Annotated in this window: 15 protein-coding genes and 2 pseudogenes; 7 read left to right on the forward strand and 10 right to left on the reverse strand. The window is 68.3% G+C overall.

What is annotated here, in order from left to right; translation table 11 throughout:
* Positions 1–9 precede the first annotated feature (9 nt).
* Positions 10–822, forward strand: coding sequence for a DUF4253 domain-containing protein (locus M1203_RS26845; protein ID WP_249952383.1), 813 nt, complete (start codon positions 10–12; stop codon positions 820–822).
* On the opposite strand, the gene M1203_RS26850 is transcribed toward M1203_RS26845, so the two are convergent.
* The 9 genes from M1203_RS26850 to M1203_RS26890 all read right to left on the reverse strand — a co-directional run bounded on the left by M1203_RS26850 (position 819) and on the right by M1203_RS26890 (position 8,389).
* Positions 819–1,145: a transposase gene (locus M1203_RS26850; protein ID WP_249952384.1), complete on the reverse strand. Its 327-nt coding sequence runs from the start codon at positions 1,143–1,145 to the stop codon at positions 819–821. The genes M1203_RS26845 and M1203_RS26850 overlap by 4 nt on opposite strands.
* Positions 1,146–1,469: 324 nt before the next feature.
* Positions 1,470–2,312: a RimK family alpha-L-glutamate ligase gene (locus M1203_RS26855; RefSeq protein WP_249952385.1), complete on the reverse strand. Its 843-nt coding sequence runs from the start codon at positions 2,310–2,312 to the stop codon at positions 1,470–1,472.
* Positions 2,309–3,214: a RimK family alpha-L-glutamate ligase gene (locus M1203_RS26860; RefSeq protein WP_249952386.1), complete on the reverse strand. Its 906-nt coding sequence runs from the start codon at positions 3,212–3,214 to the stop codon at positions 2,309–2,311. Before M1203_RS26860 ends, M1203_RS26855 begins: the two co-directional genes overlap by 4 nt.
* Before the next feature lie 121 nt (positions 3,215–3,335).
* The gene (locus M1203_RS26865) at positions 3,336–4,397 is read right to left on the reverse strand and encodes a sodium:calcium antiporter (RefSeq protein WP_249952387.1); all 1,062 of its coding nucleotides are present in this window, start codon (positions 4,395–4,397) and stop codon (positions 3,336–3,338) included.
* 421 nt (positions 4,398–4,818) lie between these two features.
* On the reverse strand, positions 4,819–5,526 hold the full coding sequence (locus M1203_RS26870; protein WP_249952388.1) for an inorganic diphosphatase: 708 nt from the start codon (positions 5,524–5,526) through the stop codon (positions 4,819–4,821).
* A 149-nt stretch (positions 5,527–5,675) separates the two neighbouring features.
* Positions 5,676–5,795 carry a hypothetical protein gene (locus tag M1203_RS26875; RefSeq protein ID WP_249952517.1) on the reverse strand — a complete coding sequence of 40 codons (120 nt, stop codon included), beginning with the start codon at positions 5,793–5,795 and terminating at the stop codon, positions 5,676–5,678.
* Entirely contained in the window at positions 5,792–6,106 is a 315-nt protein-coding gene (locus M1203_RS26880) for a hypothetical protein (protein WP_249952389.1), read from the reverse strand. The genes M1203_RS26875 and M1203_RS26880 overlap by 4 nt, the downstream gene beginning before the upstream one ends.
* 532 nt (positions 6,107–6,638) lie before the next feature.
* On the reverse strand, positions 6,639–7,733 hold the full coding sequence (locus M1203_RS26885; RefSeq protein ID WP_249952390.1) for a serine hydrolase domain-containing protein: 1,095 nt from the start codon (positions 7,731–7,733) through the stop codon (positions 6,639–6,641).
* Between the two features lie 173 nt (positions 7,734–7,906).
* A complete protein-coding gene (locus tag M1203_RS26890) occupies positions 7,907–8,389 on the reverse strand; it encodes a DUF4396 domain-containing protein (protein ID WP_249952391.1) in 483 nt (160 codons plus the stop codon).
* 48 nt (positions 8,390–8,437) lie between these two features.
* On the opposite strand from M1203_RS26890, the gene M1203_RS39090 reads away from it, so the two are divergent.
* The 3 genes from M1203_RS39090 to M1203_RS26905 all read left to right on the forward strand — a co-directional run bounded on the left by M1203_RS39090 (position 8,438) and on the right by M1203_RS26905 (position 12,727).
* Positions 8,438–8,635, forward strand: coding sequence for a hypothetical protein (locus M1203_RS39090; protein ID WP_308404909.1), 198 nt, complete (start codon positions 8,438–8,440; stop codon positions 8,633–8,635).
* Between the two features lie 1,687 nt (positions 8,636–10,322).
* On the forward strand, positions 10,323–11,432 hold the full coding sequence (locus M1203_RS26900; RefSeq protein ID WP_249952392.1) for a PLP-dependent cysteine synthase family protein: 1,110 nt from the start codon (positions 10,323–10,325) through the stop codon (positions 11,430–11,432).
* Complete coding sequence (locus M1203_RS26905; protein ID WP_249952393.1) at positions 11,429–12,727, forward strand: MFS transporter; 1,299 nt, start codon at positions 11,429–11,431, stop codon at positions 12,725–12,727. Before M1203_RS26900 ends, M1203_RS26905 begins: the two co-directional genes overlap by 4 nt.
* A gap of 157 nt (positions 12,728–12,884) precedes the next feature.
* Here M1203_RS26905 and M1203_RS26910 read toward each other — a convergent pair.
* Positions 12,885–12,986 (reverse strand): annotated as a pseudogene (locus M1203_RS26910) (SAM-dependent methyltransferase); the annotation flags it as partial.
* A gap of 153 nt (positions 12,987–13,139) precedes the next feature.
* On the opposite strand from M1203_RS26910, the gene M1203_RS26915 reads away from it, so the two are divergent.
* The 3 genes and pseudogenes from M1203_RS26915 (at position 13,140) to M1203_RS26930 (ending at position 15,158) form a co-directional block, all read left to right on the forward strand.
* A complete protein-coding gene (locus tag M1203_RS26915) occupies positions 13,140–13,475 on the forward strand; it encodes a metalloregulator ArsR/SmtB family transcription factor (RefSeq protein ID WP_249952394.1) in 336 nt (111 codons plus the stop codon).
* Positions 13,475–14,182 (forward strand): cation transporter, encoded by a 708-nt coding sequence (locus tag M1203_RS26920; protein WP_249952395.1) that lies wholly within the window; start codon positions 13,475–13,477, stop codon positions 14,180–14,182. The genes M1203_RS26915 and M1203_RS26920 overlap by 1 nt, the downstream gene beginning before the upstream one ends.
* A 256-nt stretch (positions 14,183–14,438) precedes the next feature.
* Positions 14,439–15,158 (forward strand): annotated as a pseudogene (locus tag M1203_RS26930) (transposase family protein).
* Positions 15,159–15,244 lie beyond the last annotated feature (86 nt).

The following is a 15,244-nucleotide window of genomic DNA, read 5'->3' on the forward strand; positions in this document are numbered from 1 at the left end:
ATCCGGACCATGCACCCTGAATCCCGATCGAGCCTTGATGGCCCGCTCCCGCCCGGTCGGATGGTCACATCCGATGAAGGCGACGGAGATCGACAGCCCTTGTGGCTCAGTGACGGGCCGGCCGCGCCTGAGCTGTGGACGCGGATGTACACCGAACACGCACGTTCCGGCTTGTGGCCGCTGCTCCTCGACGCGCTGGACCCGAACGACGGCGAGTTCCGCCCTTGGGAGTCCGGGGAGGTCTTCCCTGAGCAGATGTCCTCCCCGGCAAGCCATGATCCTGCCGGTCTCCTCGCACAGTGGTGGGCGACCTACACGGCCGTCGATGAAGACGACGACATGCTCGACGTCAAAGGGCACCTCGCTGTTACGGCCCCCTTCGGACAGGTATGGCCCGGCCTTGCGGCCGGCCGGGAGACCGTGATGAACCCCGAACAACTGGCCTCAGAGTTCGCGGAGGTGTTCCTCACCGACTGCCCGCGGACACGTCTTGGACTGGTTGCCGCACCGTCCGGTGCTGAAGCGCTGACAGCCGTTGGCTGGAATGGCCCCTGCAACTACGAGAACGACACCGCGAAATTCTCTGCGGTCGTCCGGGATTGGGAAACCCGATTCGGAGCCCGTGTCGTCGCGGTCGGGTTTTCCACGCTGCACCTCAGCATCGCCGCGCCACCGGTGACCGAGCATGAGGCTCTGCTGGTTGCAGCCGAGCACTTTGCGTTCTGCCCTGACAACATCTGGCAGGGCAGCAGACCGTACACACTGGCCGCGTATGCCGAGCGGATCACTGGCGCCCACCGCTGGGATTTCTGGTGGGACTAAAGATTGTGCCGGAGGTGCCGCCGGTCTGCGACCTGGACGGCCTGCGGTGCACCAGCGGCGGCGCCTTCGGCGAAGAACGGCGCACGGTCACGGCAGATGACCTCAATGCCCAGCCGTTTGGTGAGCCAGGCCGCGAGGCTGGATGCCTCCCGGTCCGGCAGCAGATCGACGGGGCGACGGGTTTCGATGTCGACCAGGACGGTGCCGTAGTGGCTGCCCTTGCGGGTGGCGTACTCGTCGACGCCGGCCACACGTGGGGCGGCCAACTCGGGCTCGGGGAGGGCGTCCACCAGTTGGAGCACCGTGCTGCGGCTGACGGACACCCCGAGAATCCGGGCGATGCGGGCCCCGGCCCGGCCCGCGAGGGCCAGACCCTCCGCGGCCAGGGTCGAGCGCGGCCGTTCGGTCCGCTGGCAGTGCCGGCGTGTCAGGGCGGGTATCTGCTCGACGAAGGTACGGCGTGCGCGCGGCCCGAGTTCCCGCAGGTGAACCGACGGACCCTCAGCTGGAGAACGACGCTTCGGCCACCGCTCGGCACATCAGCGGGAAACCACAGGCTCGAAGGGGCCCGGCCGTCACTCAGAGTGGCCGGTCATAGAAGCTGAGCCAGAGCCCGTTCTCGTGAACGAAGCCACTGTGGATCGGTGTCAGAACACGTGGCGCCCTGTGGGCCGAGTGGGAGGCGCTCCGGCGCCCGCTCGCAGTGCGAGTTCAGCGACCGCTCGTGGGGCGCCTTCCTGTCCGCCCATGCCGGGGAAGGCGTTGATGTCGACGATCAAGGGGGTGCCGCCGCCCGCGTCGATGACGTCGACTCCGTACACGTCGAGGAAGAAGACTGAGCCGACCGCGCGTGCCAGGGTGGCCCAGCCGTCGGGGAGGTCGTCGGCTGTGAGCGGCAGGTGCGGTCCCCGGTGTGCACCGGTCAGTTCAGAGCGGCGCAGGGCGGCGAAGATCTGGTCGGCGGCGACCCACAGTTTGTGGTCCCACCCGTTGTTCGCGATGAACGGCTGTACCACCACCGGCTCGTCCGCCCAGCTCGTACACAGACGGTTCAGACACGTGGCGTCGTCAACGCGACTCACGAGGTCGTTTCGCCGGCTGTGCCGGCTCTTCACGACGAACGGCCCGCCAGGTCCGGCCTCGTCGGCGAGCTGCCGCAGCGCGGGCACGGCGCGGGTCGGGGCGAATGGCAGTCCCGCGCGACGGGCCAGTTCGGCCATCGCCGTGCGGTCCTGGCACAGTCCAGTTGCCGCAGCCGAGTTGACCGCCGTTGCTCCCCGCTGCTCCAAGGACCGGGCCAGGGCCTGCGTGGTGCGCGCTTTGAGCAGGTAGACGTCGGCAAGCGGGTCGCGGAGGATGCCATCGAAGCTGTGGGAGTGACCGTACGATCCCGGGTCTGCCCATACCACCACGTGGCGGGGGCGCAGCAGTGCCGTTGTGGCGGACAGGAGGGGGTGGCAGGGATGGGGGGTAATCAGGCCGATCCTCATTCGACCTCACCAGCCAGCGCAGAAACCTGCGCAGGGATCCGCAACGAACCGGGCCGCAGAAGGACCTCGGGGGGCGCGAAGGGCGCGATGACACCGGTGCGGGCCAGGTGGAGGACGGTCCGTGCCACTCGTGCTGCCGCGTGGGGCACCTGACGGAAGCTCGGGAAGTCGTTCACGTCGACGACGACCGGGCCGTCAGGCCCGAGCAGCACATCCACACCGTACAGATCCAGGCCGTACACACGGCCCGCCCGGGCCGCTATCGCCGCCACTTCCGCGGTCAGCGGCACGCGCCGTTCGGGGACCGTGCGCTCCGGGTGCAGCGGCGAGCATCGCTGGGTGGCGAAGAGTTCCCCACCGATGCTGTAGACCTTGAGGTCCACTCCCGAGTTGGGCACGTAGGGCTGGGCTATCAGCATCCCTTCCCGGGGTGGCCGGTCGTGCCGACTGGTCAGCTGTTCCGGCGAGGTCACCAGCCTTACCGCTCTTCCGGAGCTGCCGTCCGCGGGCTTGATGACGAGGGGGTATTGCGCCGCCGGTATCTCTCCCAGCGCTTCCTGTTGCGCGGCGGCGTATGTCATGGGCATGGGCAGTCCGTGGTGGCGGCCGATGGCTGCCGCCAGCACCTTGTCCCGCACACCGCGGATCGACCGCGCGTCGTTGATGGTGGTCAGTCCGGCAGTGGCCGCCGCCTCCAGCAAGGTCAGACCCGGCCCGCCGGACACCGTCTTGAGCACCCAGGCATCGTGTTTTCCCGCCTGTGCTTGCTCCGGGATCCGTATCAGGCTATCGGCGGGCCGCAACACGTCCACGTGGTGTCCCCAGGATCTGAGCTGGTGGATCACCTCGACGGGCATGCCGTCGTGCCGGTACTGCTCCTCCACCAGAAAGCAGAGTCTCATCGGTCTCTCCTGCACCGTCATGCGCTGTTACTGGGATCGCGTCGTCCAGTTGGCAACGTTCGTGAAGTGGGCCCGGTCCGTTGCCGCCCTGGGCTCGGGCGGCAACGGACCGGGCAGGGGGTCAGGACAGGATCGGGATCAGACCCACGGCGAACAGAACATAGAAGCCGGATGCCGTCGCGAGGCGGGCGGGAGTGAGCTTGTGGGCGCGCATGGTGGCCAGGAGGTAGACGATCGCGGCCATGGTGATGATTCCGGACCACAGCAGGGCCCCGTCGAAGTGCCACTTGGTGAACAGCAGGCCGATGCCGCTGGGGACGGTGGCCTGGATCATCATCGAGCCCGAGATGTTCGCCAGCGCCAGCTTGATCTTGCCCTGGCGCACCCAGATGACCGCGTTCATGATCTCCGGGAGTTCGGTGGCGATCGGGGACAGCAGCAGGGCGGTCACGGTGGCGGACAGGCCGAGCATCGGGCCGATGACATCGAGCTGTGCCACGAAGTAGTGCGCGGCGAGGAAGATGACGCCGAGGGTGGCCAGGGTCTGCGCGACCACGGCCCAGGTGGCGGGAGATGCCTTCTTGGGCTGGAACTTCAGCGGCTCCAGCTCCTCTTCCTCGTTGCCCTCGTTGTCCTCGTCCGCGCGGCTGCTGCGGATCTCGCGCCAGAAGTAGACGGCGTAGGCGGCGAAGAACAGCAGGCCGAGGGCGGGCTTGAAGGCGAAGGCGACCAGGCCGAGCGAGACCTTCACGAGGAAGATCGGCAGGAACCACTGCTGGTCCTTGGCCAGGCGCTTCATGTCCTTCTCCTCGCCCAGCGCCTCGCCGCCGCCGGGGCCGCTGGGCGGCATACCGGTATCGGCCGGCACGAGCAGCCGTTCCTTGCGGCGCTTGAGGAGGAGCACCGCTCCGGTCACGCCGTAGGCGACGGTGGCCAGCGCGAGGGGGCCGCCCATCGCGGCGCCCACCCCGATGTTCTTGGCCTCCTCGGTCGCGCCGGTGGTGACCGCGACGAGGGTGACCACGGATTCGGGCAGGGCCGTACCGAAGGCAGCGAGGACCGTCCCGACGGCCATCTTGCCGACCTTGAGCCTTTGGCCCAGCCACTCGACCGCGTTGACGAACCACTCGCACGCGAGATAGATCGCCACCGCGCACACGATGAGCAAAACGAAATGGATCACGGGACTCGGTTGTCCTTCCGGTGCCGGCGGGGGCACCGAAGGACGACCAGCGCGGGGCGGTGGCACGACTTCGGCCCCGCCGACGCACTAGTTGTCATCGACAAAGGGCCGAAGGTCTCACCCGCCCTCATCCACGACAGATGCGGGCCCGGCCACCGGGAATCCCGCTCGGGATTCCAGCATGTCGACGACCGGTTTGCGGGGTTACTCCCCTTCGCGGTTGTTTATCCTACACGTAATGCAACTGCGGTAAAACACGAACTATCTGATGAATTCAGGAGCCTGAGGGGCCGGAGGGGCGTTCGCCGCTGCCGGGTCGGGCACGGTTCCGCGCTGCTGGGGGCGGCGCGGAACCGTGAACCGCACGGTGGCCGCAGGGGCATCACCGCGGTTCAGGCCGGGCCCGTCCGGTACGTGGGTGTCAGGACGAGCACTTCGACTGGTAGTTGTTCACGCTGTCCTTGACGAGACGCGTGGCCTTGGAGGCGTTGTCATAGCCGTTCAGCTCGACCTTCTTGTCGCTGCCGAGCTGCTTGTAGACGTTGAAGAACGCCTCGATCCGCTGCCGTTCCATGGACGGCAGGTCCTTGATGTCCTTGACCTCGGAGTAGGTGGGGTCCACGTCGTCGACCGGGACCGAGATGATCTTCTCGTCGGCCTCGCCGTCGTCGACCATCTTCAGTACACCGATCGCCCGCACGTTGATGACCGCGCCGGACTTCAGCGGCTCGCGGGTCAGGACCAGCCCGTCGAGCGGGTCCCCGTCGCCGCCCACGGACTGCGGCACAGAGCCGTAGTTGGCGGGGTAGGCCACCGGCATCGACATGAAGCGGTTGACGACGAACTGGCCCGTTGCCGGGTCGATCTCGTACTTCGTGATGCTGCCCTGCGGGATCTCCACGACGACGTTGAAGCCGTCCTTCGGGATGTCCTTGGCCGCCGGCTGCGGGAAGGCCAGGGGATGCACGTAACCGCCCGGGGCTGACGGCCAGCAGTCCGCCGCCGCGGACGAGTTTGCAGCGGCACTCGACGAGGTCGTCGCACCGGACGCCGTCACTACCCCCACGGCGAGGACGGCGGTGACAGGGGCGGCGATCACGGCTGCGGAACGGAGAAAAGGTCTTGACATGACAAATCCTTACTAAACGCCTCAATGGCGACAGTGAATGTGACAGCTGTAGGTGTACAGGTCCCGACTTCGTGGTGACGACTTGAAGTTGAGGTGTGCGGGCTCTCACGACCCGGAACTGGCCGGCTGATCAGCGCCGGGGCGATGGGTCAGAGCCAGTGTTTGCGGCGGAAGGCGCGATAGAGGAGCGAGCACGCCAGGACAGTGGCTCCGATGACGAGCGGGTAGCCGAAGACCCAGCGATGCTCGGGGACATGGACGAAGTTCATGCCGTACACGCCGGCGACCATGACGGGCACCGCAATGATCGCGGCGAGGGCACTGAGGCGAGGGCACTGATACGGCGGAGGCCGTTGTTCTGCTGCTCACGGGTTCGGGCCAGGGCGAGGTTGAGGGTGGCGTCGACGATGTGCACCAGGGCGGTGATCTGTTCGGCGGCGTGCGTGTGGCGGTCGAGGACATCACGCAGGGCGTGTGCGATGGCGGTGCCTTCGCGGACATCTGAGGGTCGGCGAGTTGCCGCAGTGGTGTCGCGCTGGGCGACGACGGTCACCGCAGGGGCGGTGTCGTGGCCCGTCATGACTGCACCCGCAACGCGTACGTGCCCGCCGTGGTCAGGCGTGCGGGGTGGGTATGCAAGCACACATGGCTGGCGTGAAGCGCGAAGTGCATCACGGGTCTCGTCTGGGCCTTCCCGCGCTACCGGCGGGGGCTTCGAGGACGACCGCTCAAGGGCAAAGGCGGACGCTTCGGCCCCGCCGACTCGCATACGTCGTCGACAATGGGCCGAAGGTCTCGCCCACCCGTACCGTTACGGCACAGGCCCGGCCACCGGGAACCCGTCAAAAGGCTCCAGTATGTCGACGACCGGTATTACAGGGCTACTCCCCTTCGCGGCGGTAATACTACACATGCTGTGGCGAGCAAGTACATGCTGGATGTGGTCGGCGCGGCCCACTGGCAGCCACCCCTTGGTCCCGTTCCGCGAGGCCGTGCTGATCCTGTGGAGTTGTGCCCTCTGTTCGAAACTGCCGGCGTGGTCACGATACGGACGAGGCATCGGTCGTTGACGTCCTTACGCGGCATGACGGTGCGCCACGGACGCTCCGTCCTCAGTGTTCCGGCACCACGGTGAGGTCGTCACCGAGGGCGGCTGCGATCCGGGCGGCGCGGGAGTGATCGTCCAGTCGACGTGTCAGATAGGCGCAGGCATGGCCGTGTTCGATCGACCACCAGGCGGCGGAGCCGCCGATCCCGCCCTTGGCGATCTTGGCGCGGTCGCGCAGGAAGCCCGGCGTCCAGGTGAGCGTGGTGCCGAAGACGGCATCATGGCCGGTGACCTGGGACGAGAGGTACTCGGTGTGCAGATCGGCCCCGAGCAGTCCGCGTACCGGGCCGTCCGCGCTGGTGAGGCGGGAGAAGAACTCCGCCACGGCGGTCGCGGTCGCGTGCAGGTTGACCCCTCCGAAGACCGCCTGCCGCCAGGCCCGGGAGTTCATCCGCTCCACGTCCAGGACGCCGGCGGGAGGCTCCAACCACGGCGCCGAGGGTAGCTGTCGGAGCCAGTTCTGGTCCGCGTACTCCAGGTCGGCGACGCGGTGAAGTGCGTGCGCCGGTACTCCGAACCAGCCGTCCAGCCCGATCGCCGGGCGCACCACGTCGTTGAACATCTCCCCCAGTGTGGTCCCAGCGGCCGCACGCAGGATGCCGTCGATGAGGTGACCATAGGTCAGCGCGTGCTCCCCCAGAGACGTCCCGGGAACGTACTCCGGCGCCGCCTCCGCCAAGCTCGCCCGCAATCCAGTGTCATCCAGCGGATCCAGCCCTGCGGCCACTGCCGGGAAGCGGGGCTGGCCCGCCTGGTGTGTGAGCACGTGGCGCAGCGTGGTGCCCTCCTTGCCCTGGCGCCCGTACCCGCTCCAGTACCGGGCGATCGGTTCGTCCAATGACAGCGCGCCGTCGCGGACCGCCGCCAAGGCTGCGAGCGCGGCAAACGGCTTGGACACCGAGTACGGCTGGACCAGCGTGCCGCTCTGCCACGGGCGCCGCTGTTCGGCATCGGCCCACCCCCCGCTCAGCCGGACGACCTCCCGGCCGTCCCGCCAAACCGACAGACCCGCCCCGGTCTCCAGGCCGTCATCCACCAACCGCTGGAACACCTGACGCACCGTGTCAAAACCGTCCGCGACGAACCCCTCGACATTCATCGTTTCTGTCTCCCTCGTTCGGCGGCCCGGCGCCGCCGGCCAGTCCCGATCTCCGGAAGCCGGAGAACTTCCGTCGCCACTTCAAGCCGTCCCATGGCGGCCATCGTTGAGGTGCCCGGCCCGCTCCCCCGGGTGGCAGCTGGTGCTGACCCGCAGGGGGGAGCGGGGCCCGGTCAGTGGTAGGCGTGGACAACGGCGTGGCCCTTGCCGCGGTCGATCATCCACTTGTTCACCGGTGTGGTGACCAGGGAGGCGACGACGAAGCCCCCCAGGAGCGAGGACCAGAACAGGGCGTCGGTCAGGTGCGCGTCCATCGCCCCGGTGGCGGCGATGATGCCGTTGTCGACCAGTTCCATCACGGCGATGGATACGGTGTCGGCGGCCAGCGCGACCTTGATCGCGGCCTTCCACCCCAGTCCGGCCCGGCGGACGGCGAACAGCGTGAAGGAGTAGCCGAAGCCGAACGCCAAGGCGATCGCCAGGATCATCGTGGACGCATTGCCCCACAACAGCGCGGTGCCGATGGCCATGCCGAGAATCTCACCGATGGCACAGCCGGTCAGGCAGTGCAGGGTGGCCCGGGCGGCGGTGCGCCACGTGGTGCCGTGGGCGGTGTGATCTCGAACGGCGTGGTCGTGGTGTCTGGAGTGCTCCATGGCCTGTCTCCCCTGTGGCAAGTCGCGTCTGACGGCGTCACTCACTAAATGATACCCCCAGGGGGTATCATCTTCCACTGTCAGGCCATCGCGATGGCCGGGCCGGCCGAGAGTCACACCTCCTCACAGAAGGTCAAGACCCGGAAGTCCACAGGTACGTACGGCCCCGCCACCAAGCTCGCGAATGACATAACCACCGCCCAGGCCGCGGAGATCACGCCGATGAACAAGATCCTCGGCAAGTGACGCAAAGATCCGGACAACGGTGCGGCTGGTGGGATCAAGCACCCGACCGCACCGTTCACCGAGGGGCGCGGGCATTAACCAGCGGATTGCCTTTCGTGAATACCCTTGCCCGGTGGTGTACAAGGGGAGCGCGCCTCGGTAGCAACCGTCCGCGCATGGCTTGTTCACGCAGCGCTCGCGACGTCAGGATGTCACGAAGACGGGCAGAGGCTAGGATCACGACGTGATCACGGGGCAGTTACCTTCAGGCGCACGATGGAGTCGCTCATCAGTGATTCCGCAGCGCCTGCTGGGACTGACTCTGGTCCTCTTCGGCCTGTTGTATGCGCACACGGCGAGCCCCGAAAGCACGTTGGGGCACCTCTCCCCGGCCGCCGAGGTCTCCGCTCCGGCCGCCGGGGTCTCCGCTCCGGCCGCCGGCCCCGCGGATTTGGCCCAGGTGCCACGGGTTGCGAATGCTACGCGGAACCCTGATGACACCGGCATGCCGGGCGGTCATCACGGCGGGGGCCACGGACAGCATCCCGCGTTGCAGGAGTGCGCGCTCGGCCAGCCCCCGCAGGGCCCCGGCGTGGGCATGCCCTGCCTTGCCACGCTGAGCTCGGCCGTGGAGGCCGGAGCGCCTCACACTGAACACGTCCACCCGCCGGCGGTGGGAGGCTTTGCCGTCCCGAGACCGAGTGTGGCGGAGTCTCCGGTTCTACGTATCTAGTGCCGCGACCGGCAATGTTTGCCCGTCAAGGAGCGTCGTCCGGTGCGTGTGATCGCAAGGCGGCCGGAAGCCCACGTAGCGGAGCTACCTGGGCTTTTGGCCAACGCCGCGAGCGCGCGTGCCGGACGACGCGACGGGGCAAACATTGCCGGGAGGGGCACTAGGTCAGTGCCCCACTCGGTCAATCCTCGCTGAGGCATGACAAGGCGGCTCGAAGCCGCCGTCACGTCTCTGTCTGTCGACCGGGCCATGGCGTCTGACCTCCCTCGCGCGCTGTTCTGCACGCGGTGCGGGGACGGTTCGACGGTTCGTCACCACCACCCCCCACTCATCACTGCCCCGCCGTGGACGATTCCGGCGCGGGCAGCCGCCACGCGGAGGATCTGTGCCGCTCTGCTCTGCTCACCTGCCCGCCCGCTCCTTATGGGCCACTTCGCCGTCGGAGCGTTGGGTTCTGTCTTGGGTTCTGTCTTGGGTTCAGGCGCTCTGGAAGTACCGGCTCGTGGAGACCGCACTGAGCATCTTGCTGCTCACTTCGGTGCAATGCGCAACGGACGTGTCCCATCCCGCGAATCCGTCGGCAGGGCGCGCGGGCCATGTCTCGCGCCCTCTCTCGATGCCCGAGGAACGACGTATAGCCGATGCCCTCGACGGCCCCCTGGCGCCCGACGGCTGTTCGGTCTCCACCCCCGGCCCCGCCGGGGTCACTCCCCTGTCCGTTCGCGTCCTGCCATGCATGGCCACTACCGCGGCGCCCACGAGCGGGGCCGGGCCACTCATCGCTGAACACCCCGGTGCTGTGTGCAACGGGAAAGCGCACGGCGGCCGTACCACATTGCGCGCGCTGTGCAGATGGCTGATCTAGGAGCCACCCCCAGCGGCCGGCCGCAGCCGGTTCGCCGCGCCTCGCACGTGACACGCGTGCCGCGCGAGACGAGCACCCGCACAGCTTCTACAGCGAATGAGAGCGAAGCGATGTACTCCCCGACCACGAGCGATTTCACGCCTGCCGACGCGACCCTCCCCGGGCTCGTCGGTAACACTCCCGTCCTTCGGGTGTCCCGGCCGTTCACCCCGCCCGGCCGCGGTTTCTGGGCGAAACTGGAAGGCTTCAACCCTGGCGGCATCAAGGACCGTCCCGGACTCCACATGGTCGAACGGGCCCGTGCCCGTGGCGAATTGCTGCCCGGCCGGCCGATCATCGAGTCGACCAGCGGCACGCTCGGCCTCGGCCTCGCCCTGGCCGGAATGGTCTACGGCCACCCGGTCACCCTCGTCACCGACCCGGGCCTCGAACCATCCATGATCCGGCTACTGGCCGCCTACGGCGCCACCGTCGACCTGGTGCCCGACCCGCACCCCACCGGCGGCTGGCAGCAAGCCCGCCGCGACCGAGTCACCGAGCTGCTGGCGCGGCACCCCGGCTCCTGGAGCCCCGACCAGTACAGCAATCCCGACAATGTCGCCGCCTACACACCGCTCGCTCTCGAACTCGCCACCCAGGTGGGCCATATCGACGTACTCGTCTGCAGCGTCGGCACAGGGGGACACTCGGCGGGCATCTCCCGCGTCCTGCGCCAGCTCTACCCCGCCATGCGCCTGGTGGGCGTGGACACCGTCGGCTCAACCATCTTCGGACAGCCCGCCCGGCCCCGGCTCATGCGTGGGCTCGGATCGAGCATCCATCCGCGCAATGTCGCGTACGAGAACTTCCGAGAGGTGCACTGGGTGGCCCCGGCCGAATCGGTCTGGGCATGCAGGCAGCTGGCCACTTCGCACTACGCCACGGGTGGTTGGAGCGTCGGCGCCGTAGCGCTGGTGGCCGGCTGGCTCGCCCGTACGCTCCCCGCCGACACGCGGATCGTCGCGGTCTTCCCCGATGGCCCGCAGCGCTATCTGGAGACCGTTTACGACGACACATACTGCGCCGAACACGGGCTGCTCGGCGTCTCGCCGGCACCCGAGCCGGAAGTCGTGGACCGCCCCGACGAAAAGGAGGTCACCCGCTGGACCCGCTGCACCACGGTCACCGACCCCCTCGCCCCGGCGGCGCGGTACGTAGGCACCGAGGGCGGTGCCCGGTGAAGCAGACGCTCGCACAGGTCCGCTCCTACGACCGGAGCGTCCAACTGTTGATGGTGAATCAGTTCACCATCAACCTCGGCTTCTACATGCTGATGCCCTACCTGGCCCAGCACCTGTCCGGAACCCTCGGCCTGGCCGGCTGGCTCGTCGGGCTCGTCCTGGGGGTACGCAACTTCAGTCAGCAGGGCATGTTCCTCATCGGCGGCACCCTGGCCGACCGGTTCGGATACAAGCCCCTGATCATCGCCGGATGCGTCCTGCGCACCGTCGGCTTCGCCACTCTCGGACTGGTCGACTCGGTGCCGGCGCTGCTCGCCGCCTCGGCGGCCACCGGCTTCGCGGGGGCGTTGTTCAACCCGGCCGTTCGGGCCTACCTCGCCGCCGACGCGGGCGAGCGCCGGGTCGAGGCATTCGCGCTGTTCAACGTCTTCTACCAGGCAGGGATCCTGCTCGGCCCACTGGTGGGGATGCTGCTGACAGGTGTCGACTTCCGGATCACCTGCCTCGTCTCGGCAGCGATCTTCGGCCTGTTGAGCATCGTCCAGATCCGGGCGCTCCCCGCCCGCAGGGCAGCCGAGGCAGTGAGCCCGGAGACAGGTGAGCGGGAGAGCGTGCTGTCGCAGTGGCGGAGCGTCGTGCGCAACGGCGCGTTCCTGCTTTTCGCCACGGCCATGATCGGTTCGTACGTCCTGACCTTCCAGGTCTATCTGGCGTTGCCGCTGGAGGTACGACGCCTGGGCGGTGGTGGAGAGTTCGGGACCGTGGCAATCGCACTGCTCTTCGCCGTGTCCGGACTGGTCACGATCTTCGGTCAGACCAAGGTGACCGCGTGGTGCAAGGGAAGGCTTGAACCGGGACAGGCCCTGGCCTGGGGACTGTTGAGTATGGGCCTGGCGTTCGTGCCACTGCTCGCGGCCACGGCCCTGCCGGTGCCGGGCGGAGGACTCGGGCGCTGGCTGCTCGCCGCCGTTCCACCGATGCTGGCCGCGCTGCTGCTGGCACTGGGGACGATGATCGCATACCCGTTCGAGATGGACACCATCGTCCGGCTCTCGGGCAACCGTCTCGTCGCCACCCACTACGGCCTCTACAACACCATTTGCGGCGTCGGTATCACCTTGGGCAACCTGCTCACCGGAGCAGCCCTTGATGCCGCCCGGAAGGCCGGCCTGTCCGCGCTGCCCTGGCTGGCGCTCCTCGTCCTCGGCCTGACCTGCGCCGGTTCCCTCTACGCACTGCATCGGACAGGCCGCCTGACACACACCTCACCTGAAGTCCAGCTCACCGCAGCCTGATCCTGACCGAACCCACCTCCGGGGCGGGGCGAGCGGCTCGACACCACTCGCCCCGCCCCGAGCCGGTTACCGCGGGCGGTCGGCGGTGACCGGCCAGGCGGCGTTTCGCGGCAGGAGCGTGCCATCTTCCTGTGGTCGCGCAGGACGCTCACAAGCGGCGCAGAGCGCGTCCGAGATTGGCGAGGGCGGCGACGAGGTCGGCGAAGAACATCTCTCCGTAGCGGCTGATCACCGCGTCGAAGGCGCCGAGTCCGAGTGGTTCTCCCATTCGCTGCCGGCCCCAACTTGGCCCCACCCTGGCCTCGCCCGGGCCACGTCGGTAACCCCATTAGTCCACCAACCAGTGGTGCCGCCTCCACCCGGGCACGATCCACGATCTCCTGAATTCAGGATCTCCTGTACCATCCTTGTCGTGCTGACTGTTGCCTCCGACATCGAGGTGCTGGCCCGGTTCGGCCGCGCGCTCGCCGATCCGATCCGCTGCCGCATCCTGCTCGCCCTGCGCGACGCCCCCGCCTACCCCACCGACCTCGCCGACACCCTCGGCATCTCCCGTACCCGGCTGTCGAACCACCTGGCGTGCCTGCGCGACTGCGGCCTGGTCATCACCGTTCCCGACGGCCGCCGCACCCGCTACGAGTTGGCCGACGAACGCCTCGGCCACGCGCTGGACGACCTGCGCACCGCCGTGGTCGCCGTGGAGACCGACCGTACGTGCGCCGACGCCGACGACAAGGGATGCTGCTGATGACCGTGATATCCCTCGGGCCTTCCCCTGCCCGCCTCGACGTGCTCACCCGCCGGATACGCCTGCTGGTCGCGGCCACCATCACCTACAACGTCATCGAAGCGATCGTCGCCATCACCGCCGGCACCCTGGCCTCGTCGACGGCTCTGATCGGCTTCGGACTGGACTCCGTCATCGAGGTCTCCTCGGCCGCCGCAGTCGCCTGGCAGTTCTCCGCCCGCGACCACGCCGTACGCGAGGCGCGCGAACAGCGCACCCTGCGGATCATCGCCGTCTCCTTCTTCGCGCTCGCCGCGTACGTCTCCGTCGACGCCGTCCGCGCCCTGACCGGCACCGGGGAAGCGGAGCGGTCGATCCCCGGCATCGTCATCGCCGCCCTCTCCCTCGCGGTGATGCCGTTCCTGTCCGCCGCCCAGCGCCGCGCCGGCCGGGAACTCGGCTCCGCCAGTGCCGTCGCCGACTCCAAACAGACGCTGCTCTGCACCTACTTGTCCGCCGTGCTTCTCCTCGGCCTGATCCTCAACGCCACCCTCGGCTGGTCCTGGGCCGACCCCATCGCCGCCCTGGTCATCGCCGCCATCGCGGTCAAGGAAGGCCGCGACGCCTGGCACGGCAAGGGCTGCTGCGTCACCCCAACCGCCGCCAACACGACAAAGGCGCAAACCGATGCGTGCGGCTGCGGGCCCGGATGCGACGGCTGCGGCTGAAACCAACTCGGCTCAGGTGCCCCCGGACCGCCACTGCGGGCACCGGCGTTCTCGCCTCGTCTCACAGACCGTCGCCGGGTCGGAGTTACGCCGGTGACGTCTTTGAACGACGCGGTGCAGCGCCGACAACGATCACCGCGGCTAGCCCGGAGACGAGGGTCGGCAGGCCGAAGAGGCGCGGGTGGCCGCCTGGGGCGTGTCTTCGAAGTAGCGCCGTCCGCCCGCAGGGCAGGCGGGACTTTGAAGACACGCCCCAGTGGAGTGGCCAGGGCGGCTCCGGCGAAAGACGCGAGCGCGGACGCCGTGGTGGCCGGGGCCGCCAGGAGTCCCGACAGGCGGCCGTACTGGCTGTTACCCCAAGCACCGTCGCCGGATCGGGAGCCGCCGGCGCCAACTGAGTGCCGGCAGGCAGGCCCTGCTCGCGCTGGCGCATCTGCGGAACGGGACAACCTACGCCCAACTCGCGGCAGGTTTCCGGGTCGGGAAGAGCACGGTCTACCGCTACATGACCGAAGCTGTCGACCTGCTCGCGGCGCTCGCGCCGACGCTGACCGAGGCCGTCAAGGCCAACGTCGACCACGGCGTACGTGTTGCTGGACGGGACGCTTCTGCCCATCGACCGAGTGGCCGCCGACCGGCCGTTTCACTCCGGCAAGCACCGTAAGCACGGGATGAACGTGCAGGTCGACGCTCTCGACCAGGCACGAATCGGCTGCTGGGCGGACAAGGGCTATCGCGGCGCCGACGGCACGGTCCGTGTCCCGCACTGGGGGCGGGGCCGATGGGGAGACGCTCTCCGCAGGCCTACAAGCGGCGAACCGATCGCACGCAAAGATCCGAGCCCTCGTCGAGCAGGGCCATGGCAACCCTGAAGACCTGGCGGCTCCTGCGCAAGATCCGCTGCTCGACAACCCGCATCACCAACCTCGTCCAGGCCGTCCTCACCCTGCGCCACACCAGCGCGATCACAAGTTGAAGACAGACCCGCAGGAGCTCACAGCCATGGAAGACTGAGGCGTATGCGAAGGTGGAACGCACGCGGAGCAGCATCCTGGGTGGGCC

The sequence above is a fragment of the Streptomyces sp. 35G-GA-8 genome (genome assembly GCF_023534745.1).
Classification (GTDB): Bacteria; Actinomycetota; Actinomycetes; order Streptomycetales; family Streptomycetaceae; genus Streptomyces.

Coding starts and splice junctions, on each gene's coding strand:
- M1203_RS26900 (WP_249952392.1), top strand. CDS start 10,323: ATGTACTCCCCGACCACGAGCGATTTCACGCCTGCCGACGCGACCCTC.
- M1203_RS26845 (WP_249952383.1), top strand. CDS start 10: ATGCACCCTGAATCCCGATCGAGCCTTGATGGCCCGCTCCCGCCCGGT.
- M1203_RS26920 (WP_249952395.1), top strand. CDS start 13,475: ATGACCGTGATATCCCTCGGGCCTTCCCCTGCCCGCCTCGACGTGCTC.
- M1203_RS26870 (WP_249952388.1), bottom strand. CDS start 5,526: ATGTCAAGACCTTTTCTCCGTTCCGCAGCCGTGATCGCCGCCCCTGTC.
- M1203_RS39090 (WP_308404909.1), top strand. CDS start 8,438: ATGATACCCCCAGGGGGTATCATCTTCCACTGTCAGGCCATCGCGATG.
- M1203_RS26880 (WP_249952389.1), bottom strand. CDS start 6,106: ATGACGGGCCACGACACCGCCCCTGCGGTGACCGTCGTCGCCCAGCGC.
- M1203_RS26860 (WP_249952386.1), bottom strand. CDS start 3,214: ATGAGACTCTGCTTTCTGGTGGAGGAGCAGTACCGGCACGACGGCATG.
- M1203_RS26890 (WP_249952391.1), bottom strand. CDS start 8,389: ATGGAGCACTCCAGACACCACGACCACGCCGTTCGAGATCACACCGCC.
- M1203_RS26885 (WP_249952390.1), bottom strand. CDS start 7,733: ATGAATGTCGAGGGGTTCGTCGCGGACGGTTTTGACACGGTGCGTCAG.
- M1203_RS26855 (WP_249952385.1), bottom strand. CDS start 2,312: ATGAGGATCGGCCTGATTACCCCCCATCCCTGCCACCCCCTCCTGTCC.
- M1203_RS26875 (WP_249952517.1), bottom strand. CDS start 5,795: ATGAACTTCGTCCATGTCCCCGAGCATCGCTGGGTCTTCGGCTACCCG.